15 protein-coding genes and 1 pseudogene are annotated in these 23,688 nt (G+C 67.4%); 11 read left to right on the forward strand and 5 right to left on the reverse strand.

The genetic code is table 11. The features are described from left to right. Window positions 1-183 carry a hypothetical protein gene (locus ABD848_RS10250; RefSeq protein ID WP_344970204.1) on the reverse strand — a complete coding sequence of 61 codons (183 nt, stop codon included), beginning with the start codon at window positions 181-183 and terminating at the stop codon, window positions 1-3. A 910-nt stretch (window positions 184-1,093) separates the two neighbouring features. Here ABD848_RS10250 and treZ point away from each other — a divergent pair. Continuing rightward, window positions 1,094-2,941: pseudogene (gene treZ / locus ABD848_RS10255) on the forward strand (malto-oligosyltrehalose trehalohydrolase); the annotation flags it as partial. Window positions 2,942-3,029: 88 nt separating this feature from the next. Here the strand turns inward: treZ and ABD848_RS10260 are convergent. Together ABD848_RS10260 and ABD848_RS10265 are read right to left on the reverse strand one after the other, a co-directional pair. Then, complete coding sequence (locus ABD848_RS10260) at window positions 3,030-3,215, reverse strand: DUF397 domain-containing protein (RefSeq protein ID WP_344970207.1); 186 nt, start codon at window positions 3,213-3,215, stop codon at window positions 3,030-3,032. A 13-nt stretch (window positions 3,216-3,228) separates the two neighbouring features. After that, window positions 3,229-4,074: a helix-turn-helix domain-containing protein gene (locus tag ABD848_RS10265; RefSeq protein ID WP_344970209.1), complete on the reverse strand. Its 846-nt coding sequence runs from the start codon at window positions 4,072-4,074 to the stop codon at window positions 3,229-3,231. A 183-nt stretch (window positions 4,075-4,257) separates the two neighbouring features. On the opposite strand from ABD848_RS10265, the gene ABD848_RS10270 reads away from it, so the two are divergent. Continuing rightward, entirely contained in the window at window positions 4,258-4,602 is a 345-nt protein-coding gene (locus ABD848_RS10270) for a hypothetical protein (RefSeq protein WP_344970212.1), read from the forward strand. Window positions 4,603-4,770: 168 nt separating this feature from the next. On the opposite strand, the gene ABD848_RS10275 is transcribed toward ABD848_RS10270, so the two are convergent. Then, complete coding sequence (locus tag ABD848_RS10275) at window positions 4,771-6,069, reverse strand: purple acid phosphatase family protein (protein WP_344970215.1); 1,299 nt, start codon at window positions 6,067-6,069, stop codon at window positions 4,771-4,773. Between the two features lie 809 nt (window positions 6,070-6,878). On the opposite strand from ABD848_RS10275, the gene ABD848_RS10280 reads away from it, so the two are divergent. The 6 genes from ABD848_RS10280 to ABD848_RS10305 all read left to right on the forward strand — a co-directional run bounded on the left by ABD848_RS10280 (window position 6,879) and on the right by ABD848_RS10305 (window position 16,687). After that, window positions 6,879-7,016: a hypothetical protein gene (locus ABD848_RS10280; protein WP_344970217.1), complete on the forward strand. Its 138-nt coding sequence runs from the start codon at window positions 6,879-6,881 to the stop codon at window positions 7,014-7,016. 72 nt (window positions 7,017-7,088) lie between these two features. Next, on the forward strand, window positions 7,089-8,528 hold the full coding sequence (locus tag ABD848_RS10285; protein ID WP_344970220.1) for a non-reducing end alpha-L-arabinofuranosidase family hydrolase: 1,440 nt from the start codon (window positions 7,089-7,091) through the stop codon (window positions 8,526-8,528). A gap of 221 nt (window positions 8,529-8,749) precedes the next feature. Continuing rightward, the gene (locus ABD848_RS10290; protein WP_344970222.1) at window positions 8,750-9,409 is read left to right on the forward strand and encodes a TetR/AcrR family transcriptional regulator; all 660 of its coding nucleotides are present in this window, start codon (window positions 8,750-8,752) and stop codon (window positions 9,407-9,409) included. A 578-nt stretch (window positions 9,410-9,987) separates the two neighbouring features. After that, entirely contained in the window at window positions 9,988-10,653 is a 666-nt protein-coding gene (locus ABD848_RS10295; protein ID WP_344970225.1) for a PAS and ANTAR domain-containing protein, read from the forward strand. Between the two features lie 635 nt (window positions 10,654-11,288). Then, window positions 11,289-14,213: a glycoside hydrolase family 48 protein gene (locus ABD848_RS10300; RefSeq protein ID WP_344970227.1), complete on the forward strand. Its 2,925-nt coding sequence runs from the start codon at window positions 11,289-11,291 to the stop codon at window positions 14,211-14,213. Between the two features lie 611 nt (window positions 14,214-14,824). Further along, entirely contained in the window at window positions 14,825-16,687 is a 1,863-nt protein-coding gene (locus ABD848_RS10305; protein WP_344970228.1) for a glycoside hydrolase family 6 protein, read from the forward strand. A 620-nt stretch (window positions 16,688-17,307) separates the two neighbouring features. Here ABD848_RS10305 and ABD848_RS10310 read toward each other — a convergent pair. Beyond that, complete coding sequence (locus ABD848_RS10310) at window positions 17,308-19,983, reverse strand: penicillin acylase family protein (RefSeq protein WP_344970229.1); 2,676 nt, start codon at window positions 19,981-19,983, stop codon at window positions 17,308-17,310. A 515-nt stretch (window positions 19,984-20,498) separates the two neighbouring features. Here ABD848_RS10310 and ABD848_RS10315 point away from each other — a divergent pair. The 3 genes from ABD848_RS10315 to ABD848_RS10325 all read left to right on the forward strand — a co-directional run bounded on the left by ABD848_RS10315 (window position 20,499) and on the right by ABD848_RS10325 (window position 23,668). After that, window positions 20,499-21,827, forward strand: coding sequence for an aminotransferase-like domain-containing protein (locus ABD848_RS10315; RefSeq protein ID WP_425567489.1), 1,329 nt, complete (start codon window positions 20,499-20,501; stop codon window positions 21,825-21,827). 159 nt (window positions 21,828-21,986) lie between these two features. Continuing rightward, window positions 21,987-22,940 carry a D-alanine--D-alanine ligase family protein gene (locus ABD848_RS10320; RefSeq protein WP_344970230.1) on the forward strand — a complete coding sequence of 318 codons (954 nt, stop codon included), beginning with the start codon at window positions 21,987-21,989 and terminating at the stop codon, window positions 22,938-22,940. 506 nt (window positions 22,941-23,446) lie between these two features. After that, window positions 23,447-23,668, forward strand: a complete 222-nt coding sequence (locus ABD848_RS10325; protein WP_344970232.1) for a hypothetical protein — start codon at window positions 23,447-23,449, stop codon at window positions 23,666-23,668. Window positions 23,669-23,688 lie beyond the last annotated feature (20 nt).

Consider the following 23,688-nt stretch of genomic DNA (forward strand, 5'->3'; position numbering starts at 1 on the left):
CTAGAGGACCTCTACGGGGGAGTCCGTGTTGTCGAGTTCAAGGTCCAACGGGACGCTGATCTCGTCGACGAGGGGATCGTGGCTGCCCTCGGGCCCGTGGACGGCCCAGGCCGGGGCCGCCATCGACAGCGCGAGTCCGGTCGCGGCGGCCGTGGTGGTCACGGCGGTGACGAGTTTGCTCATGAGCTTCTCCTTCGCTGGTGCGGTTGACGATGTCGAGAGTCGAGGGCGCATCGGCGCGTGGCCGGCAGGCGACGGCGGGGCCAAGGAGCGCTGCCATCTGTCCAGCGCGGGTCACCCCTGGCCATGACTGCCCGACGACCGCCCGGCCATGGGGGATGGTCATGCAGCTCAGGGCGGCGCCTACCTGGCCACGTGTTTGGCGCTCTTCGGCGTGGGGCGATCGAATCCCGCAACCACGACCCCTCACGGCTTCACGACTCTGCGTCGCTTTCAATCTCCATTTAATCACTATCAGTGGTCAATTGGTTGCGTTCTGCTTTGTGCTGCTAGCGCCGCAGGTCAACGAGGTGCGCTCCGTGTGTGCGGGGAGGTGCCGATGCCGGATGGGTTGTTCGGTTGCCGCTCGGGTGTGTGCTCTGCGTGGGTGTCGGGTTGTGGTTGGTGGGAGGGTGGGCGTCGTTCGCTCGTGCTTCGATCGCTGCGCGATCTCGGCAGCCTGAGGGGGTGCGTGGGGTGAGGTTTCGCGAAGTGATGCGGGGGTGCGGGAGCTGAGGTTTCCTTAAGCAGTGCTAAGGCGTGGGGTGGGTGGGCTGGGGAGGTAGTCGGCTGGTGGGTGAGGCAGTGTCGTTGTGGCTCGGGAGGCTATAGCTGGGGGGATGGCAACGGGCGGTGGTCTTTTGGGCATGGTGGCAGGGTCAGGCATCCGTCCCTGAGTGCAGTTCACGGAATTTGGGGTTGTGTTGTGGTTGGTTGGGGAGTTGTCATGCACCCGCCCCGAGCACAGCCCACCCCCGGCTGCCGAGATCGCGCAGCGATCGAAGCACGAGCGAACGACACCACCTCTCCCCACAGCCGGACAAAAACACAGCGAGCCCCACACGCACCCAAACGGTGGTGGTGAGCGCGGCCCCGCCCACCACCTCGGAGCCCCCCACGCCCACCCAAACGCGCTCAACCACCCGTATTACACGCGCGTGACCTGGGTAGACATAAGTGCGTGAATGGGAGTGCGGTGCAACGGTTCGCGGTGTGGGCCCCCGAATGCGCGCGGGTGCGGCTGTGGTTAGACAACGGCGAGGGCGCGCGCGAGCACGCTATGGCGCTGGACAGGCACGACTGGTGGCACGCCGAGGTGGCCGACGTCGCCCCCGAGGCCGACTATGCTTTCCTGCTCGACGACGACCCCGCCCCGCTGCCCGATCCGCGCTCGCTGCGCCAGCCCCACGGCGTCCACGGCCCCTCGCGCCGCTACGACCACACCCGCTTCGACTGGACCGATGACCACTGGACCGGCAAACCCCTGCCCGGCAGCATCCTCTACGAACTCCACATCGGCACCTTCACCCGCGAGGGCACCTTCGACGCCGCCATCGACCACCTCGACCACCTCGTCGGCCTCGGTGTCGACCTCGTCGAGGTCATGCCCGTCAACGCCTTCGACGGCCACCACGGGTGGGGCTACGACGGGGTGCTCTGGGGCGCGGTCCACGAACCCTACGGCGGCCCCGACGGCTTCAAACGCTTCGTCGACGCCTGCCACGCCCACGGCCTGGGGGTAGTGCTCGACGTGGTCTACAACCACCTCGGCCCCTCCGGCGCCTACCTGCCGCGCTTTGGCCCCTACTTCCGTGGCGAAAGCGCATGGGGACCCGCCCTCAACCTCGACGGCCCCGGCTCCGACGAGGTCCGCCGCCTCATCATCGACAACGCGTTGGGCTGGCTGCGCGACTACCACCTCGACGGGCTGCGCCTCGACGCCGTCCACGCCCTGACCGACCGCCGCGCCACCCACATCCTCACCGAACTTTCCGCCGAGGTCGACGCGCTGGCCACCGGCCTGGGCCGCCCACTGAGCCTCATCGCCGAGTCCGACCGCAACGACCCGACCACCGTCACCGCGCGCGAGGCCGGCGGCAACGGCATGACCGCCCAGTGGAGCGACGACCTGCACCATGCGCTGCACACCGCACTGACCCACGAAAAGCAGGGCTACTACGCCGACTTCGCCGTCCCCGAGGCGCTGGCCCGCACACTGCGCCGAGTGTTCTTCCACGACGGCACCTGGTCCTCGCACCGCGGGCGCACCCACGGCGCGCCCGTCGACACCCACCGACTGCCCGGCAGCCGCTTCCTCGCCTACCTGCAAACCCACGACCAGATCGGCAACCGGGCGCGCGGCGACCGCATCTCGCAGTCGACCACGCCGGGCCTGCTGGCCTGCGGCGCGGCGATCGTGCTGTGCTCGCCGTTCACCCCGATGCTGTTTATGGGCGAGGAGTGGGCCGCGACCACCCCGTGGCGATTCTTCGCCTCCTTCTCCGACCCTGAGCTGGCCGAGAGCGTGCGGGCGGGGCGACGCCGCGAGTTCGCCTCGCACGGCTGGGGCGAGATCGATCTCCCCGACCCACTGGACCCGCGCACCCGTGAGGCGTCGGTCCTGGACTGGTCCGAGCCCGACCACGAGCCCCACCGGAGGATGCTGGAGACCTACCGGGCACTGATCGCGCTGCGCCGGGCCTACCCCGAACTGGCCGATCCGCGGCTGGCCCGTTTCACCGTCGACGCCGGCGCCGACGGCCGGGTGCTCACGCTCTACCGCGGCGAGCTGCGCGTGGTCTGCAACCTGCGCGCGGAACCGGCCGGCGAGATCCTGGACCGGCCGGTACGGCGCGTGCTGCTGGCCTCCTCAGGCGTGGAGGTCGACGACGCCACTGACGTCGTGCTGCCCGCCGAGTCCTTCGCCATCCTGGCCACGTGAGCCCGGCACAGGGGCGGGGAGCGGGCACAGGGCGCGCGACGGGGGAGTGGTGGCGAGGACTCGGGAGGGTCGCAGGCGTGCTCGCGCGCTAGCTCCCCCGCACCTGCCCGAGGAACGCCGCCCACTCGCCGGGCGAGAAGACCAGCGCACAGTCATCGGGGTGCTTGGAGTCGCGCATCCCGTAGGCCCCCGGCAAGTGGCCCACCTCGACGCAGTTGCTGCTGGTGCCGTTGCTGTAGCTGGACTTGTACCACAGGGCACCGTATAGGTCCATGGAAAGCGTAACCTCAATCGGATAGGCGGGACAGGTGTTTCTCCAGGTATGAGACGGAGTCATCGGTTGACAGCGCCTTGTCCTGGATCAAGTCGAAAACGAGTCGGTATCGGGTGATCTCTACTTCGGTTTCCATGTAAAGACCGCTAATGTCATTCTCCAGATACACGATCGGCGACGATGCGGGGAATTCCAGCAGGACAAACGGGCCACCCATCGCCGCGTGCGCTCCCCGGGCGAGGGGCAGGACCTGCACGTTGATGTTGGGCAAGCCGCCAAGTTCGAGAATCCGCTGTAGCTGCCCACGCATAGTCTCCCGCCCTCCCACCTCCCGTAAGAGGACAGCCTCGTCAATGACAAGCCAGAGTTTGGGCGGCTTATTTTGGTTCAACAGCGTCTGGCGGCGGTTGGCTCGGGCTTCTGCTCGGCGTTGCACCGTCGTCTCCTCGGTCTCGCCTGCGGCCCACGTCAGTGCGGCGGTGTATTCCTCGGTTTGCAGTAGTCCGGGGACACAGAGCGGCTCATAGTTTGAGATGTAGGAGGCGTCTTCCTCCAATGCCACATAGGCGTCGGGAAGCACGTCCTCGTATCTGTGCCACCAGCCGGGCGTTCGGGCGCGTTTGGCTAGCTCCACCAGAGCGGCCTTGCGCTCTGGTCCAAGACCGTAGAGGTCGCCCAGTGCTCGGACGTCGCTGGCTTTGACCGTCAGTACTTTCCCACTCTCGATGCGCACGATCTTGGAGCGGTCCCAGCCCATCTCCTCGGCGACGGCCTCCTGCGACATGTCCGCCTCTGTGCGCAGCCGTTTGAGCTGGTTGACTAGATGTCGCTGCCGAATCGGATCGCTGCTACCGCGCATACCCCGCTCCTCTGCCACTAGCCAAGGGGAGACATCCTTATTACCCAACGAACTTTGATGCTTTATGTCCGAATAATCAAAATGCCTCAGCGTTGCATTATGACTTTCTGGTGCATCATTATAGACCCAGTCAACCACGCTGGGTGACGGGCTCAGCACCTACGTTGTGAGGATGTGATGTCCATGTCCGCACGCATCATGGTCGGCTGCGAGCTTTCGCTGCTGGCTCCGAAGCCGGGCTTCTTCGGGACCTACCGGCAGATGGCCCACACGCTTTTTGAGGTGGACCAGTCCGAGCTTGTGGCCCGGAGCCGGGAGCTGCGCGGCTGGGCGCTGGAACGGCTCGCCGAAGGCCGCTGCCCGCACGGCTTCTACGAAGCCCAGTTCTTCCGTGTCGCAGAGGAGGACGACCTCGTCGAGATCGAACCCGGTTTTGAGGCCCGTGACGAGCTGCGCTGCGAGCCGATCCTGTGGAACGGCGAGGAGGAGGTTTCCGTCGAGCCCTGGGTCTCATCCGTGCTCGGGTGAGCGTGCGCGCCCCCGTAGGATCGCTTGCGGCAGGGTCAGGCATGTGAAACCGCCCCGGCGCGGTCGCGCCGGGGCGGTCGTGGGGCCTGCGGCGGGCCGGAGCAAGGAACGGCGCCGCGGCCCCCGGGGGAGAGGCCGTGGTGGGTGGGCGGCCCCTCGTTGGGAGTGCTAGCCCACGTTGGTGTCGGTGACGCGCTTGCTCTCGGCGTCCTTGGTGATGGTGAAGCTGTCGACGATGGAGCCGTCGATGGTCTTGGCGACGTAGTCCATCTGGTTACCGTCCACCGAGACGACCTGGTAAGTCTGGGTGTCGGCCAGTTGCACGCGGGCCTCGGCGCCGTTGTTGACCCAGTTGGAGTCGTCGACGTCGTACATCTTGGGGCCGGTCACCGCGACCACATAGACCGGTCCGGTCTGTACGGCCGGGTCGTCGGTGCGGTTGGCGGTCAGGTTGCCGCGGCCGTAGCTGTGGTCGTGGCCCTGCAACACTAGGTCGACGTTGTACTCCTCCAACACGTCGAGCCACATCCAGCGCAGCGGGCCGTTGCTGCGGTCGGGCTCGTTGGAGAACATCGGCTGGTGGAAGGTGACCACGGTCCAGTCGTTGGGGTTGTTCTCCAAGACGGTGCGCAGCCAGTACTCCTGGTCCTCCAGCCAGTCGACGATGTCGAGCCAGGGGGCGTTGACGTAGTTGGCGTTGAGCGAGATGAAGCGCACGCCCTGGTAGTCGGTGTAGTAGACCGTGTTCTCCAGGTCGTCGTCATCGGGGCCGTTGCCGGCGCCGGGGAACTGTAGCGGCCAGTAGTCGCTGACGCTCCAGACCTTGTACTCGTGGTTGCCCGGGGTGGTCACGTGGTTCATGCCCGCCGTGGCCTCGGTGCCGAAGGCGTCGTACCACTCGGCCCACTCGGAGTCGCTTTCGGCGGTGTTGATCAAATCGCCGGGGTGGACGGCCAGCTCGGCCTCGGAGGCGTCGGCCAGCGCCGCCTCGATGACCGGCGCGGCGCCTTCGGTGATGTCGTTTTGCACGTCACCGAAGTAGAGGAAGTCGAAGGGTTGGGCGGTCTCGGCGGCGGTGGTGAAGGTCTGCCACTCGCTCACCGCATCGGCGCCGTCGCCGACGCGGTAGCGGTAGGTGGTGTCGGGGGTCAGGCCACTCACCGTGGCGCGGTGGTAGACGCCGCCATTGATACTGCCGGTGCGCTCGCCCTGGACCACCTGCACCTGGTCGGGGGTGGCGGCCGGGGCGATCTCCAGGACGGCCTCGGCCTCACCGGAGGTGCGCCAGGTCACGGTCTGGGAATCGCTGGGATCGGCGGTGGGGGAGAGGGCAAGACGCTCGGGTGCGGCGGCGGCTGTGGCCGCGGGAGTGGCGGTCACGGCTGGGGCCAAGGCAAGGGTGAGGCCGCCGAGCACGGCCAGCGCGCGGCGGGGGAGCAGTCGGGAGGTATGCGGGGAGGCCGACATTCGGACATCTCCTAGGCGTCAGGGAGAACCGGACCGCACGGGACGTTATCGAGCGATAACCGACGTGGGGTGAACGCCGTTCAACAGCGAATCCGTAGGTGCTGAACCGCCGGTGGCGCGGGAGAATACGGTTCGGTTTCCGGCCTTGGTCATGGCCTTCATCCGGCGACGCCAGGATGGGCGCTTTCGCCTTCCACCTTCTTTTTCTCGCCTTTCTCGGGATGCCGGCTACGGCCGCCGTACCCGCAGCGTTTCCTCTTCTGAGGAGGGGTGGCGGCCTCCGTTCCACGAGGGTGGAGCTTTCCCGTGGGACACGACGACCGCTATTCGGGAATCGTTGCGAACGGGCTCCGGAAGCAGATCTTCGAGTCCCGAGGTTCCTTTGACGTCGTCCCGGCGGTTCCGGCGGATACCGGTGCTGCGGCGCGTTCGATGCGCTCCGTCTGGGTGAAGGCAGCGACGCCACGAACAAGAAGAGCAGGGAAAACACCGAAAGTATCTGGTGGGGGAGGGATGTCGGTGTCGGCGGCGGTCGGGGGCGGTCGCACGTGATCGCGGGCGACGGTGGATATAAGTTCCAGCAGGTCAGTCGCAATTCCACGTCACATGCGATACGAAACCCTCTTGATTTTTTCGAGTTTTATTGACGGTCCGCCGATGTGGTGTTTCACTGGGATATGTGTTGCTGTCCCTTTTCTTTGTCTCTTTGGGGGTGTTAGCGATAACATAATCATGCTGGCGTGCAGGTGAATAGTCTTAGTCACCCCTTTGTAAAACGTTTCTGTGTTCCCTGATTCGTTTCATGGGCGTTGGCTGTCGCCGTGCTCGTCGGTGCGGCGTCGCGTCCCGAGGTCGCTCGCATCCTGGTGCCGTCCGACCGCCGGGATCGCATGTGGCACGCCGCCCCCCGTTTCCAACTACGCGAGATCGCGGATGCCGCCGCGTGATCGGCGGCTACCCGTCACGTCGACTACCGGCACCGGTGGCCGACGCACATCCCCCAATCTGCAAGGAAGATCATGACTGCCCTACGATCGAGGATTTTCGCCTTCCTGGCGTCGGCTCTCCTGCTGAGCCTGTGTTTCACGGTCACGACGTCCGCGCAGGCGGCGTCCCTGCCCTCCAGCTTCCAATGGTCCTCCAGCGACGTGCTGATCAGCCCGCAATCCGACGCCACCCACGACATCGTGGCGGTCAAGGACCCCACGGTCGTGCGCCATGACGGCGAGTGGCACGTGTTCGTCACCACCCCCAACACCGACGGCGAGTGGAGCCTGAGCTACCTGAGCTTCGCCGACTGGGACCAGGCCGGCAGCGCTCAGCAGTACCACCTCGACACCACCGCGATCGGTGAGGGCTACCGCGCGGCACCGCAGGTGTTCTACTTCGCTCCAGAGGGCAGGTGGTACCTCGTCTACCAGACCGGTGTGCCGTCGTATTCCACCACCACCGACATCAGCGACCCGAGCAGTTGGTCGGCCCCCCAGAACTTCCAAGACGGGATGCCGGCCATCATCTCCGACAACATCGGCGACGGATACTGGGTGGACTTCTGGGTCACCTGTGACGACACCATGTGCTACCTGTTCTCCTCCGACGACAACGGTCACCTCTACCGCGCCGAGACCACGGTCGGGCAGTTCCCCAACGGCTTCGGCAACACCCAGATCGCGCTGGAGGACGACAGGAACGATCTCTTCGAGGCCAGCAACGTCTACAAGGTGGAGGGCAGCGACACCTACCTGCTGATCGTGGAGGCGATCGGCGGCGACGGCAGGCGCTACTTCCGCTCCTGGACCTCTGAGGCCATCAACGGGTCGTGGACGCCTCTCGCGGCCAGCGAGGGTGCCCCCTTCGCCGGGGCCGCCAACGTCACCTTCCCCTCCGGAGCCTGGACCGAGGACATCAGCCACGGTGAGATGCTGCGTTCGGGCGTCGACCAGACCATGCAGATCGACCCCTGCGAGATGCGCTACCTCTACCAGGGCATGGACCCCTCGGCCAGCGGCGACTACTCCCAACTGCCCTGGCGGCTGGGTCTGCTCACCCAGACCAACTCCTCGTGCGACCCCGGTGATCCGGGCGATCCCACCGAGACGCCTGAGCCCACCGAGACGCCTGAGCCCACCGAGACCGATGACCCTGGCGACCCGGCGAGTCGCTGCGTGGCCGACTACCAGGTCGTCAACGAGTGGCCCGGCGGGTTCCAGGGCGAGGTGACCGTGACCAACACCAGCGGCTCCTCCACCGCGAACTGGCAGGTGAGCTGGACCGCGCCCGGTGACCTGTCGATCGACAGCCTCTGGAACGGTGAGTTGAGCCAGAACGGTTCGGCGATCACGGTCAGCAACGTCTCCTGGAACGGCCAACTCGCCCCCGACGCATCGGCGACGTTCGGCTTCACCGCCTCGGGCTCGCCTACTGTTCCCGAGACCGCCTGCACCGCCGACGCCGGCTAGGGGCTGCGGGAAACCACGGTTCGGCGCCGAGGCCACTCCCGGCGCCGAACCGGCGTGGGGCCGGCGCCGCCACGGCGGGCGGGGTTCGGCGCGCCCACCGCCGGACCCCGCCTCCGGGGGATGTGGCTGCGGTGGAACCCCACCAAAAAGCGATAAAATGCTCGCGTTTTGATGCGCCAAAAAATACGAGCATTTACTCGTTTTCATCAAAGGGGCGAGCTATGGCACCCGGCCGGTCTCAGCAACAGCGATCGGCGCCGATACGCCGCCAGGAGCGCGGGCGCCGACGCATAGCCGAGATCCTCGACGCCGCCGAAGAGGTCATCGCCGAGGTGGGCTTCGAGGAGGCCACCACCAACGCGATCGCGGCGCGAGCCGGGGTCTCGCCGGGCTCGCTGTATCAGTTCTTCGCCAACAAAGAGCAGATCCTCGACGGTCTGCTACCGCGCTACACCGAGAGCTCCCGCGATTTCTGGAACAGCCGACTCAACGCGGAGGTGGCGCGGTTGCCGCTGGCCGAGCTGCTCGATCGCGTCGTTGAAGCCATGGCCGCGTTCAAGGTGCAGCGCCCGGCGTTTTGGGTCCTGTTCCACGGCTCACCCGCCTCGCCGCGGCTGACCGAGGTCGCCGAGGAGGTACGCGCCGGTATCGCGGCACGGGTGCGCGACGTCTTCGCCATCCGCGAGCCTCAACTCCCCGACGAGCGCCTAGAGCTGCTGGCGACCGTGTCCATCGCCATCGTGCGTGGGGTTTTTCCGCTGGCGATGGCCGCTGACGAGTACCGCCGTGCCCAATTGCTCGCCGAGGTCAAGGGGGCGCTGCTGGGCTATCTGGGGCCGGTCGTGGGCTACGGCGCGGTCGCCGACGACCGGAGGTCATGACGCGGCGGGCGCCATGCCGCTTAGGTTGTTGTTTTTTGAACGGCTGGGATTGGGGGCCGGTGGGGAGCGTTCTCCGTTCGCTCGTGCCTCGATCGCTTCGCGATCTCGCCAGCCTGCGAGGGTGCTCACCCGCGTGCGTCCACCGCCCGCTCTCGCCGTCCTTTTCAAATTCGAAAAACAGAACCTAGAGCGGGGCGGGTGTGAGGGGTCTCCGTTCGCTCGTGCCTCGATCGCTTCGCGATCTCGGCAGCTTCGAGGTGACACCCCAAGACTGGGCGGTCGCGATGGGGTGACCTTCGGAGGGGATGGAAAGTGCCGGGACGCCAGCTAAAAGACGAGCTTATGCTCGTGTTTTCCGGTGTTTCTGGCTGGGTGTCGCGCCAACGCGCTTATACCGGACACGGCGTGGCCGTTGCGGTCCTCGCTGCTCAGATAGGGGTCAGCTAGCCTCTCCCACGAGTGCCGACGGAACCGGAAACCGTCCACCGTCCGGGGTGCGGGCGAGCCCGCGCCGGGTTCTCGTGCCGGAGTCGAGACGGCCGCCGTTAGGCGAGCGCGCGAGCCGGGAGGGGGAGGCGATGGCGCGCGAGACCGAGCTTGGGGCCGGTGCCACCGGCAGTTACACCTGGGACCTCGCGACCGACGTGTGGTGGTGGTCGCCTGAGCTGTACCTGATCCACGGCTATCCCCCCGACAGCGTCACGCCCACCACCGAACTGTTCTTGGCTCACAAGCACGACGACGACCGCGAGCGCGTGGCCGCGGCCATGGAGCGGGTGAGGCGTACCGGCCGCCCTTTCAGTTGCTGGCATCGCGTCGTCTGCTCGGGGGGCGCCGAGCGCGTCGTGGTCATGGTGGGCGCGGCCGGGGTGAGTGCTTGCGCCGATGACAACACCGTGACGGGATGTATCACCGACGTCACCGGCTCCTGCGACGGCAACGCCGCGGAGGACAACGTTCGGTTGCGGCGTCAGCTCGCCGCCATGCGTGAGGGCTTTGCCGCCCAAGCACTCATTGAGCAGGCCAAAGGCATGATCATGTTGAGCTGTGGCTGCGAGGCCGCCATGGCCTGGCAGGCGCTTGCCCGCGTCTCCCAGGCCACCAACGTCAAAATTCGTGACCTGGCTCCCGCCGTGATCGCGCTCCTTTCCGGCCTGGTCGAGCCGCAGGTGGATCGCGCTGTGGGGGCTGCGATTCAGCGCGAGCTGACTCGTCTCAAATCAGGACGTTCCAGTCGAAATTAATAAAAAACCAGGTCAGTGAGGTGAAGCACAGTGAAGCCCCAGGTGTTGTGGGGACGTTGATCCAAAATTCCGATTTACAGGCGGTTTACAGGCCGTCTGGCGCCCATTACGCTCCTTGTGTGGGAGCGCTCCCGTGATGGAGATCACATCCGGCGCTTTTCGGGGTGGTGCCCCTCAGCACCCCGGGATGGCAAAGGAAGGATCTCGTCGGCCTCTCCCTCTATTTTGGGAGCGCTCCCACACAACCGAACAGCAACACCCTTAATATCCCCCACAGTGGCTCCAGCCACGCCTATCCCCCAGAGGAGGTGGCCGTGTTTCGGCTTGCTCCCGCTCCCGCCACGGGACCGCCATCGTCGTGTCGCCCCTCGCCCGAAGTCGCGCAGCCGTACAGACCTCGTCACCACCCACGGTGACGCGGAGAGGGCCATAGCCCTCTTTTGGCGGCGGCTTGCGGGCGCGGCCCGGCGAGTCTCCGCCGTCCATGTAACCCGCCTGATTTTCGACGACGCGGTCCCCACCCCCGCCGCGCCGTTGCTTGCTATGCCCGGTGACCCCATTTCCGGGCGGTCGTGAGCACGGTCTTATGGCGGCTCCCCCGCGGGGACCGGGGAAAACTGGAGGTTGTCCCGAACATGAGTTCCCGACTGTCCCCCTCCCGATATCGGCGAAAGCTGATACCGGGGGCACTGGCGGCGGCGATGGCCGCTGCGGTGCTTTCGCCGGGCCAGGCCGCAGCGGCCGAAACCTGCTCGGTGGATTACCAGATCGCCAACCAGTGGAACAGTGGTTTCACCGGCAACGTCACCCTCACCAACGAGGGCTCCGCGCCGATCACCGACTGGACCGTGGGCTGGACCTTCGCCGACGGCCAGCAGATCACCAACGGCTGGAGTGCCGACATCACCCAAAGCGGTGCCGACGTCACCGCCGCCGCCCCCTCGTGGGCTTCCGACGTGCCCGCGGGCTCTTCGGTCTCGTTCGGCTTCAACGCCTCGCACTCGGGCACCAACACCGTGCCCACCTCCTTCACCGTCAACGGTGAGCCCTGCGGAGGCTCCGATCCCGAGAACCAGGCGCCCGAGGTGTCGCTGACCGCCCCCGCGGACGGCTCCTCGTTCCTGACCGGCGAGAGCATCGAGCTCACCGCCGACGCCAGCGACGCCGACGGCAGCATCTCCTCGGTGGAGTTCTCCGCCGACGGCACGGTGCTGGGCAGTGACGACACCGCCCCCTACAGCTTCACCTGGGACGGCGCCGAGGTCGGCTCCTACTCGCTGACCGCCACCGCCACCGACGACGCCGGTGCCACCACCGAGTCCAGCCCGGTCGCGGTCGAGGTGCTCTCCGAGCCCACCGTCGAGGCACTGCCCTCCTCGCTGAGCGTGCGCCAGGGTGAATCCGCCACCTTCGACGTCAGCCTCTCCAGCCAGCCCTCCTCCGACGTCACCGCCACGGTGGCGCGCAGCGGCGGCAGCTCGGACCTGACCGTCTCCGGCGGCTCCAGCCTGACCTTCACCAGCAGCAACTGGGACACCGCCCAGGAGGTCACCGTGGCCTCCGCCGACAACGGCGGCGACCTGGCCTCGGCGACCTTCACCATCTCCGCGGACGGCTACGAGTCGGCCACGGTGGACGTCAGCGAGATCGACGCCTCCACCTCCGACTACGAGGCCGCCTTCCTGGAGCAGTACGAGAAGATCAAGGATCCGGCCAGCGGCTACTTCCGCGAGTTCGGCGACCTGCTCGTGCCCTACCACTCGGTCGAGACCCTGATCGTCGAGGCTCCCGACTACGGCCACTCCACCACCTCGGAGGCCTACAGCTACTACCTGTGGCTGGAGGCCACCTACGGCCGCGTGACCGGTGACTGGCAGCCCTTCAACGACGCCTGGGCCTCGATGGAGGAGTTCATCATCCCGGGCAGCGCTGACCAGCCCACCAACTCCTCCTACGACCCCTCGTCGCCGGCGACCTACATCCCCGAGCACACCACGGTGGACGGTTACCCCTCCGCCCTCGACGACAGCGTCGAGGTGGGTGAGGACCCGCTGGCCGACGAGCTGAGCAGCACCTACGGCACCGACGAGGTCTACGGCATGCACTGGCTGCTTGACGTGGACAACATCTACGGCTACGGCTTCTGCGGTGACGGCACCGACGACGCCCCCGCCTACATCAACACCTTCCAACGCGGCTCGCAGGAGTCGGTCTGGGAGACCGTGCCGCACCCCTCGTGCGACACGTTCGACCACGGCGGTGAGAACGGCTACCTCGACCTGTTCACCGACGACGACTCCTACTCCGAACAGTGGCGCTACACCAACGCTCCCGACGCCGACGCGCGTGCGGTGCAGGTGGCCTACATGGCCCAGCAGTGGGCCTCGGAGCAGGGCAACTCCGCCGCGATCTCCGACGCCATCGCCAACGCGGCCAAGATGGGTGACTACCTCCGCTACGCGATGTACGACAAGTACTTCAAGGAGATCACCGGCGACTGCACCAGTGCGTCCTCCTGCCCGGCCGGTAGCGGCAAGAACAGCTCCCACTACCTGATGTCGTGGTACTACGCCTGGGGCGGCGCGCTCGAAAGCGCCGAGTACCCCTGGGCCTGGCGCATCGGCGGCAGCTCGGCCCACCAGGGCTACCAGAACCCGATGGCGGCCTACGCGCTGTCCGAGGTCGACGCCCTACAGCCGCAGTCGCCCACCGCCGTCGACGACTGGTCCACCAGCATGGACCGCCAGTTGGAGTTCCTCCAGTGGTTGCAGTCCTCCGAGGGCGGTATCGCCGGTGGCGCCACCAACAGTTGGGAAGGCAGCTACGCCGACCCGCCGGCCGACGTCGAGGCATCGCAGTTCTACGGCATGTACTACGACTGGCAGCCCGTCTGGCACGACCCGCCGTCCAACAACTGGTTTGGCTTCCAGATCTGGGACATCGAGCGTGTCGCCCAGCTCTACTACGAGACCGGGGACAGCCGCGCCCAGCAGATCCTGGACAACTGGGTGCCCTGGGCTATGGACAACACCACGGTCGGCACCGACGGCGACTTCCAGGTCCCGTCCGACCTGGAGTGGAGCGGCCAGCCCGACAACTGGGACGGCACCTACACCGGCAACCCCGACCTGCACGTCGAGGTCGTGAGCCACGGCCAAGACGTCGGTGTGACCGCCGGCCTGGCCAAGACGCTGCTCTACTACGCCGCCGCCTCCGGCGACAGCGACGCCCGCACCATGGGTGAGGAGCTGCTGGACGCTCTGCTGGCCAACAAGGACAGCCTCGGTGTCGCCGTCGAGGAGACCCGTGGGGACTACGACCGCTTCGACGACGAGGTCTACATCCCCGAGGGCTTCTCCGGCACCATGCCCAACGGTGACCCGATCGAGCCCGGTTCCACCTTCACCTCCATCCGGTCGTTCTACGAGGACGACCCGCAGTGGTCGAAGGTTCAGGACTACCTCAACGGTGGTGACGAACCGACGTTCACCTACCACCGCTTCTGGGCCCAAACCGACGTCGCCACGGCCTTCGCCGTGCACGACGAACTGTTCGGCTAACTGAAGCGACGGGTCCGTGGCGGCGCAGCGCCGCCACGGACCCCCACCCCGCCCCCTTACCTTTCGTCCCGCCGCACCACAGGAGGAGGCCACCGATGCGAAACCCCCACCCATGGGCAGCGCTTCCCACCGGGTTCGCCGCAGCCCCCTCCGTGCAGCGCCGTGCCACGGGCCGCAGCGACCACGCGCGACACCCCGCCGGCACCGCACCCACCGACTTCCGGATCGGTGCGCCCAGCCATGCAGCGCACCCCGATCCGGCCCGTAAGACGTCGTGCTCCGGCGTGAATCCCCACCGCCGGAGTACGACCGGGGGAGCGGCCCCCTGCGCGGTCGCCCCCCGAGCAACCGCATCGGAGCTAGCCGTGCTCGGCACGCCAGCGCGTGGACATCCCCCAGACGCGCTGTCGCCGCCGGTAAGGAGGTCGCCTTTGGCTCGATGACGGCCTGAGGAACAGCCGGCCGGGGCGCTCGCTCGCCACGGTGACGGGTGCCCCGGCCACCGCAGCCGGCCCGGCCCCACGGTCGGAGCCCGGCTCCTGAGATTCCTGATTTTTTAAGCCATGGGGACACGACACGCGTCCCGATGGATGACGTCATGAGGAGACGCCATGAAACCGGTCCGCTGGAACGGTGCCATGCGCTCGTGGACTGCTCGCGGCATAGCCGCGGGTGCCACGCTCGCGCTGGGCTCCGGACTTCTCATCGCGGCCAACCCCGCCAGCGCAGCCGCCGGCTGTGAGGTGGACTACAACGTCGCCAACCAGTGGCCCTCCGGCTTCACCGCCAACGTGACGATCACCAACCTGGGTGACCCGATCGACGGCTGGACGCTGGAGTGGGACTACGCCAACGGTCAGCAGATCACCAACGGCTGGAGCGGCTCGTTCTCGCAGTCGGGCTCGAGCGTCACGGTCGACAACGCCGGCTACAACGGCCAGATCGCTGCCGGCTCCTCGGTCTCGTTCGGCTTCAACGGCTCCCACTCGGGCACCAACGACGCTCCGTCGACCTTCACGCTCAACGGCGTGGAGTGCACCGGCGAGCCCACGGATGACCCGACGGATGACCCGACGGACGAGCCGACGGATGACCCGACGGATGACCCGACGGACGAGCCGACGGATGACCCGACGGACGAGCCGACGGATGACCCGACGGACGAGCCCACCGACGAGCCCACCGACGACCCGACCACGGACCCGGGTGAGCGGGTCGACAACCCCTTCGTGGGGACCGACCTCTACGTGAACCCGGTCTGGTCGGACAACGCCGCCGCCGAGCCCGGCGGTGACGCCGTCGCCGACGTGTCCACCGCCGTGTGGCTGGACCGCATCAGCGCCATCGAGGGCAACGACAGCCCCACCACCGGCAGCATGGGCCTGCGGGACCACCTCGACGAGGCGGTCGCCCAGTCCGACGGCGATCCGATGACGATCCAGGTCGTCATCTACAACCTGCCCGGCCGTGACTGCTCCGCCCTGGCCTCCCACGGCACGCTGGGCCAGGAGGAGATCGGCAAGTACAAGACGGACTACATCGACGTGATCGCCGACATCATGGACGATCCCGAGTACTCCGATCTGCGTATCGCCACGATCATCGAGCCCGACTCGCTGCCCAACCTGGTCACCAACGTCGGCAGTCGCGAGACGGCCACCGAGAACTGTGACATCATGCTGGAGAACGGCAACTACGTCGAGGGCGTGGGCTACGCGCTCAGCGAGCTGGGCGAGATCCCCAACGTCTACAACTACGTCGACGCCGGTCACCACGGCTGGCTCGGCTGGGACAACAACCTTGGCCCCTCGGTCGAGATGTTCTACGAGGCCGCCAACGCCGCCGGCGCCACGCCGGACGACGTCCACGGCTTCATCGTCAACACCGCCAACTACTCCGCCACGGTCGAGCCCCACTTCGACGTCAACGACACGGTCAACGGCCAGCAGGTGCGTCAGTCCAACTGGGTCGACTGGAACCAGTTCGTTGGTGAGCAGCCCTTCGCGCAGGCCCTGCGCGACGAGGCCGTGTCGGTCGGCTTCAACTCCGACATCGGCATGCTGATCGACACCTCCCGCAACGGTTGGGGCGGCCCGGAGCGTCCCGAGGGCCCCAGCTCCTCGACCGACCTGAACACCTTCGTCGACGAGAGCCGCATCGACCGCCGTATCCACACCGGTAACTGGTGCAACCAGTCCGGCGCCGGTATGGGCGAGCGTCCCACCGCCGAGCCCGCGGCCGGTATCGACGCCTACGTCTGGGTCAAGCCCCCGGGCGAGTCGGACGGCTCCAGCGAGGAGATCGACAACGACGAGGGCAAGGGCTTCGACCGGATGTGCGACCCCACCTACGGGGGTAACGTGCGCAACGGCAACAGCGACACGGGCGCGCTTCCGGACGCCCCGGTCTCTGGCCACTGGTTCTCCGCGCAGTTCCAGGAGCTGCTGGCGAACGCCTACCCGCCGATCAACTAACGGCGGGGAGCCGGGGTGCCCGCCCGCGGTGGGCACCCCGCGGTGAGTGAAGCATCCCCCGCGGGGCTTGGCGCGGCCGTCACGGTCGCACCAAGCCCCGTTCGCGTGTCTGGGCACCGACGGGGCACCTCCCTCCACCACCGGCACCGCCTTAGGGGCCTCGATGAGCAGCCCTTCAGGCGATAGCCCTGGGGGAAACGGCGGGCAAGGGGAGCACCCCGCCGAGAATATAAGAATCTACATCGTAAAGGCAGGGAGGTATGTTTTTCCTGCCGGCGGAACCAGTGTGGGGGGCGAGGCAGCCGCCCCACCTCTTCTGAACCCAGCGTTTCTGATCGGCCACGGCCGCTTCGAGTGGTCCGCACCGAAACGGTACCGTCCCTGGGCACGGCGCAGCTTCGGGGAGACTCCTAGGTTGTTGTTTTTCGGACGGCTGGGGTGGGGGTGCGTGGGGGTGTTCGTCGTCCGCTCGTGCCTCGATCGCTGCGCGATCTCGGCAGCCGGCGGGGCGACAGCGGAGGCGCCCACCTGGCCCTCGCAGCCCTTTTCGAAAAACGGAGCCTAGCGGCGGCGGGCGTCGCAGCGGCGAAAGCTGCGGCGCCCGACCATCTCTCAGCGCGTCAGGGGGCCAAGACGAGTTCGTGCTCGGCCGCCTCCTCGACCGCCGAGCGGGTGAACGGCATCGGCGCGCTCTCTCCTTGGGCCCACATGGGCAACTGGTCGGCGTAGTTGGGGTGGAACGCATGCCCCGAGGTTCCGGTGAGGTTGCTCCACCGCGAGGCGTCCAGATCCGACAAGTCCAGCACCATCCGCATTGACGGCCCCCGGTAGATCTCATAACCGGGAGTGGAAGTATCCCAGCCGGTGGCGTTGACGATGCTGGTGCCGCCCGGGGCCTCGACCGGCCCCCGATTGAACAACCACTCCACCGGAGCCACCCCCGAGGTCCCCAACGACTCGTTGCGCACCGTCAACATGTGCAGCTCCCCCCAGCGCCACTGACTCGGGTCATCGCCCAAACGTTCCGACAACTCCACCGCGGCCCGCTCCAGCGCCGCGGCCACCACCGCGTCACGCCCGGAGGCACCGCCGCCGGGACTGTCCCACCACGGCGAGCCCGGATCGTCCAGCAGCCGCGACACCACCAGGAAACCGCGCGAGCCCCCCGACATGGCCATCTCCTCGTCGAGCTCGTCGAAGGTCAACGCCAACAGGTGGCGCCAGGTGGCGTTGTAGAACGCCGCCGCAGCCGAGTCGACGTCCTGCTGGAAATCCCACTCGCCCAAGAGCCGTTGGGCCTGCGCCGCCACCCCCTCGACCTGGGCCTGCAACAGGTGCGGCACGATCGCGCGCGCACCGGCGTTCAAGCTGTCGTACTGCATCTGCGACATGTCGGCCACCGTCAGCCCGCCACCGTCGTCGGTGGCCGTGGCCAGCATCGTGTTGATGCGCTGTGACCGGTAGCCGTAGGCCCAGTCCGTGGTGAGCAGGTTCGTGTAGTCGGTGTCGATCACGGCCTGGTTGGCGGTGACGATATAGCCCCGCTCGGGGTTGAACGCCCACGGCAGTTGATCGAAAGGGATGACCCCTGTCCAGTCGTAGGCCGAGTTCCAGCCCGGCGCCGGCCAGCGCCCCTGCCCCCGGCCGCGTATCGGGATCGTGCCCGGCGCCTGATATCCGATGTTGCCCTCGACGTCGGCGTAGACCAGGTTCTGCGCCGGGACCTCGAACAGCCGCGCCGCCTCCCGGAACTCGGCGAAATCACCGGCTTGGTTCAACTGGAAGATCGCGTCGGCGGTCGTGCCCGGCTCCAGCGCCGTCCACCGCAGCGCCACCCCGTAGTCACCGCCGGGCTGGGCCTGCTCCGCCGGTTCGCCCTCGGCCGTCACCGGCGGCGTCGCCCCGATCTCTCGCAGCTTCGCCCCGGCCGCAGCGTCGGACAGCAGCGGTCCGTGCTCAGTCGAGCGCACCGTGATCTCCACATCGTCGGCGCCGGCAACCGTGATGGTCTCGGTGCGCGTGCGCAGCGCCCGCTTCTCACCGTCGACGAGGTAGGTGTCGCCCTCGATCTTTTCCAGGTACAGGTCGGTGACGTCGGGGCCCAGGTTGGTGAGCCCCCACGCGATCTGCCGATTGTGGCCGATGACGATCCCCGGCAACCCCGCGAAGCCGAACCCGACCACGTCGAAGGGGCACTCCGGACCCACCTCCACACAGTGCAGCCCCGACTGGTGCCACACCGACGGCATCGAGGCCCCCAAGTGCGGATCGTTGGCCAGCAGCGGCATTCCGGAGGCGGTGTGCTCGCCCGAGACCACCCACGAGTTCGAGCCCAGCCCGGTCGAGTCGCGGCCCACCATCCCCGAAAGGGTGGACAGGTCTGTTCCCACGGCCCGCACCAGGCTCGCCGCCTCCTCTTGGGCGCGCTCCACCTGCGTGGCGCTCATCTCCCCCGACTGCGGGGGGCGCGACTCGTCGGCGGGAGATCCGTCTCCTTCGGCCGCACCCTCCTGAGGCGGCTGCCCAGCGCTCCCGGAGCGCTGCCCGGCATCGGGCTCGAACGCTCCACCGTTCAACCGCCCAGAGGTCACGATCGGCGTGTGCTGCTGCTGGGGGTAGGCCGGGTAGAGCTCCTCGACCTGGGCACGGGTGAGGCCGTTGGCCAGCATCGTCGCCCGGTCGATCTCTTGGACCATGTTGCCGCGCAGGTTCCAAGCCATCGCCTTGAGCCAGGCCAGGCTGTCGACCGGGGTCCACTCTTCGATGGCGCCGCCGCCTCCGATCACCCCGAGAACCGCATATTCCAGGCTGACCTCGGCCCCGTCGTGCTCGGCGAGGTAGGCGTTAACCCCTTCGGCGTAGGCGTCCAGGTAGCGGCGGGTATCGGCCCCGAGCAGCTCGTACTCCTGCTCGGCCACGCGCCGCCACCCCATGGTGCGCAGGTAGATGTCGGTTTCCAGTTGGTCGGGACCGAACAGTTCGGCGAGCCGGCCCGCCGTCAGGTGCCGCCGGAAATCCATTTCCCAGAACCGGTCCTGAGCGTGGACATACCCCTGGGCACGGAACAGGTCCTGCGTCGTCTCGGCATAGATCTGGGGAACGCCGAGAGCATCCCGGTAAACCGTTACGTCGCTGTCGAGTACGGGCACGTTGAGCTGGCCGTCGAACTCGGGAAAGGAGCGTTGCACAGTCCAGACGAGCGCGCCGGTGGTCACCATGACGACCACGGTGACCACGGCGATCACACCCAAAATCCAGCGTCTGGCCCGCGTGCGGCGAGAAGGGGGGACAGTCATGGGACGACTCTAGGTCGCGCCGCCAGAACTCAGCCACACCCAGGGGAAGCCGTCAGATCTGGTCACCCCCCGCAAAGGCAGTAGCCCACCGGAATCATCGGCAAACACGGTGTCATCGCCGCACGCCAGATCCGGCCCCACGTGAGCTCGGCCGCCTTCGCCAGCCCTCATGCTCGTGCGCCGCGTCGCCACTTCGTTATCCCGCCGACGTCGCCCCTTGTCCCTGCCGCACCCCGCTGCGCGTGGGGGAGCCGCCCTGGCCACATGCGGCCGGTCGGCAGTGTCGTCAACTCCTGGCCTACTGCCTGGTAGCGGGTAGGGAGGATCTCAAACCGCTCGCCTGATCGCTCGGGCGAGCCAGTGCGTACACTGTCACAAAGTCCCGGTCGCCCCGGCCCGCCGGTGGAGCCGTCGCCAACCAGCCAGTCGGTGTCCACAGCCGCCCGTCCCGCCCCAGTGCGGGCCTCGACCGTGCCGCGACCGGCCGACACCCACATGACACGCGGAGGTGGATCGTGTCCGTTGATCCCCGAGAGTCCCATAACCCACCGGCGTCGCAAGGCTCGCGTCTTGACCCCTACGTCGACGCCTACGCCGCCAGAGCACAGGGGATGGTGGCCTCGGAGGTCCGGGCACTGTTCGCCGTGGCGTCGCGCCCGGAAGTCGTCTCACTGGCCGGCGGCATGCCCAACGTCAGCGCGCTGCCACTGAACGAGCTCAGCGAACTCGTCTCCGGAGTCGTCTCCGAACAGGGCGCCACCGCCCTGCAATACGGCTCCGCCCAAGGCGACCCCGTCCTGCGCGAGCAGATCTGCGACGTGATGGGTCTTGAGGGCATCGACGCCGTCCCCGACGACCTCATCGTCACCGTCGGCTCCCAACAGGCGCTCGACCTCATCACCCGGGTCTTCGTCGACCCCGGTGACGTGGTGCTGTGCGAGGCGCCCACCTACGTCACCGCCATCAACACCTTCGCCGCCTTCCAGTCCCACATCGAGCACGTGGCCATGGACGACGACGGCGTCGTCCCCGAGGAACTGGAGCGGCGCGTCACCGAACTGCGCGCCCAAGGCCGCACCATCAAGTTCTTCTACACCGTGCCCAACTTCCACAACCCGGCGGGCGTCACCCTCTCCGCCGAGCGCCGGGCCCGCGTGCTGGAGATCTGCCGCCGCTTCAACCTGTTGGTGCTTGAGGACAACCCCTACGGCCTGCTGCGCTACGAAGGCGAGCAACTGCGTGCGCTGCGCGCCGACTCGCCCGACAACGTCATCTACCTCGGCTCGTTCTCCAAGATCCTGTCGCCGGGGTTTCGCATCGGCTACGCGCTGGCCCCGCCGGCGGTACGCGCCAAGCTGGTGCTGGCCGCGGAGTCGGCCATGCTCAGCCACTCCAACTTCACCCAACTCGCCGTGGGGCGCTACCTGGCCAACCAGCCCTGGCGCGAGCAGATCAAAGACTTCAACGAGATGTACCGCGAGCGCCGCGACGCGATGCTGTCGGCATTGGATGCGCTCATGCCGCCCGGTGTCACCTGGACCCGGCCCCAGGGCGGCTTCTTCGTCTGGGTCACCCTGCCCGAAGGGCTCGACTCCAAGGCCATGCTGCCGCGTGCCGTCCAAGAACGGGTCGCCTTCGTTCCCGGGACCGGCTTCTACGCCGGCGACGACGGCCACCGCCACATGCGGCTGTCGTTTTGCTACCCCACTCCCGAGCAGATCCGCGAGGGGGTGCGGCGCCTCGTGAGCGTCATCGAAAGCGAGATCGCCGTGCGTGATACTTTCGGCAACGCCTCAGCGCGCCCCTCCGACGGTGGGGATGCGCCAGGACCCGATCTGCCCTAGCCGCGTTTTCACCCCGCGGGCCGGAAGAGCAGCCCCGCCCGGCCGGTCCGGGCGGGGCACAGGCGCTTGCGAGGACAGATCGGTGGGGCGGCTCCCGAGGAGCACACCGCAACGGCAACGGGCAGGGCAGGCGAAGTGGCACGACAGGAAGGCGAAATCGTGGCCGATCTCGAACGGGTGCTCGTGCTCGCCGGGGGTATATCCCCCGAGCACGAGGTGTCGGTGCGCTCAGGCAGACGGGTGGCCGAGGCGTTGCGACGCACCGGTGTCGAAGTCCAGCTTGCCGACGCCGACGCCGAGCTGCTGCCGCTGCTGTCCACCGACCCGCCGCAGGTGGTGTTCCCGGTGCTGCACGGCGCCTCCGGCGAGGACGGCGCCATCCGCGAGGTCCTGGACGTGGCGGGGATGCCCTACGTGGGGGCCCCGCCGCACGCCTGCCGCGTGGCCTACGCCAAGCCCGTCGCCAAAGCGCTCGTCGCCGAGAAGGGGGTAGCGGTTCCGCGGGGCGTCACCCTGCCCAAGTCGGCCTTCCACGACCTGGGGGCTCCCGCGGTGCTCCAGCGCATCGTCGACCGGATCGGCGTGCCGCTGTTCGTCAAGCCTGACCAGGGCGGCTCGGCCTTCGGCGCGAGTTCGGCCGATTCCCTCGAAGCGCTCTCAGCCGCGCTGGTGAGCTGTTTCGCCTACAGTGACGTCGCCGTCATCGAGGAACGCATTGAGGGAACCGAGATCGCGGTGGGCGTGCTCGACCTCGGCGAGGGGCCGTTCGCGCTGCCGGCCGTGGAGATCGTGCCTGACGGCGGCATTTACGACTACGCCGCGCGCTACACGCCGGGCCGTACGGAGTTCTTCTGCCCGGCGCGGCTCGAGGGAGAGGTGGCCCGGGCCGCGGCCGAGGTCGCCATCACCGCGCACCGGGCGCTGGGGCTGCGCGACCTTTCGCGCACCGATCTCATCGTCGACGCTCGGGGGCGAGTGCACTTCTTGGAGGTCAACGTCGCTCCGGGGATGACCGAGACCTCGACCCTGCCGCTGGCGGTCGAGGCCGCCGAACTCGACTTCGCCGTGGTCTGCCGCGAACTCGCCCACCGAGCCCTGCTGCGGGGGTGCTGAGGCTGCAAGTCGAGAGCCGCCATGGGTTTCCCGACGGGCAAATCGCTATCTTCTCGATAAAATCTACAGTGCATAGGTGGCAGTTTGTGGTCAAAAAAGCTTAGACGCCACCGCGACAATAGGACAAACAAACAATTCTCCCGATAGAGCCCGCGTCACTTCAACCCTCTACCTGGGTTCACGCGAGACGTAATTGCCGGTCTACGGCGCTTCTCACGTTTAGCCGCTGGCGGTCATGGAATGGCGGGCATCCCCGTTGCCGCGGCCACCGTTGTGGTCTTGATGAGGCCGTCGAACCTGACGCACTGTCCGGCTGCACCGACAGCGACGAGCGCATGCGGGAAGCGCCGGCCGTTGCTTGGATCGGGTGGGTGGGGGCTGGTCGGCCCCCACCCACCCTGCTCACGCGATTCCCCGACCAGAAAATGCGGTTCTGTAGCGGCTGGCCGCCGTTCCAACCGCAGCCGTACTCATCCGGAGCCGATGCAACCTCCGCCAGCGAGTAGGTGGCGGAGGAGGCGGGAACAGCAGCGGCCAACATCCCCGCGGTCGTGGCGGCCGTGGCCAGTCCTGCGGCGGCAATCTTCTTCCACGCGCGCATGATTATTGTATTTCTCTTTTGGTTTCGACTCCGCTTCGACATCCAAGGAAAGACAATAAAGAGCCTGGTTTCTACTGAAAATAGACGTGGTGGGTTTTCGGTTGAAGGTGAAAAACCCAGTTCATAGGAGTGTGATATGTCTCCCGA

The sequence above is a fragment of the Salinactinospora qingdaonensis genome, assembly GCF_039539445.1.
Taxonomy (GTDB): domain Bacteria; phylum Actinomycetota; class Actinomycetes; order Streptosporangiales; family Streptosporangiaceae; genus Salinactinospora; species Salinactinospora qingdaonensis.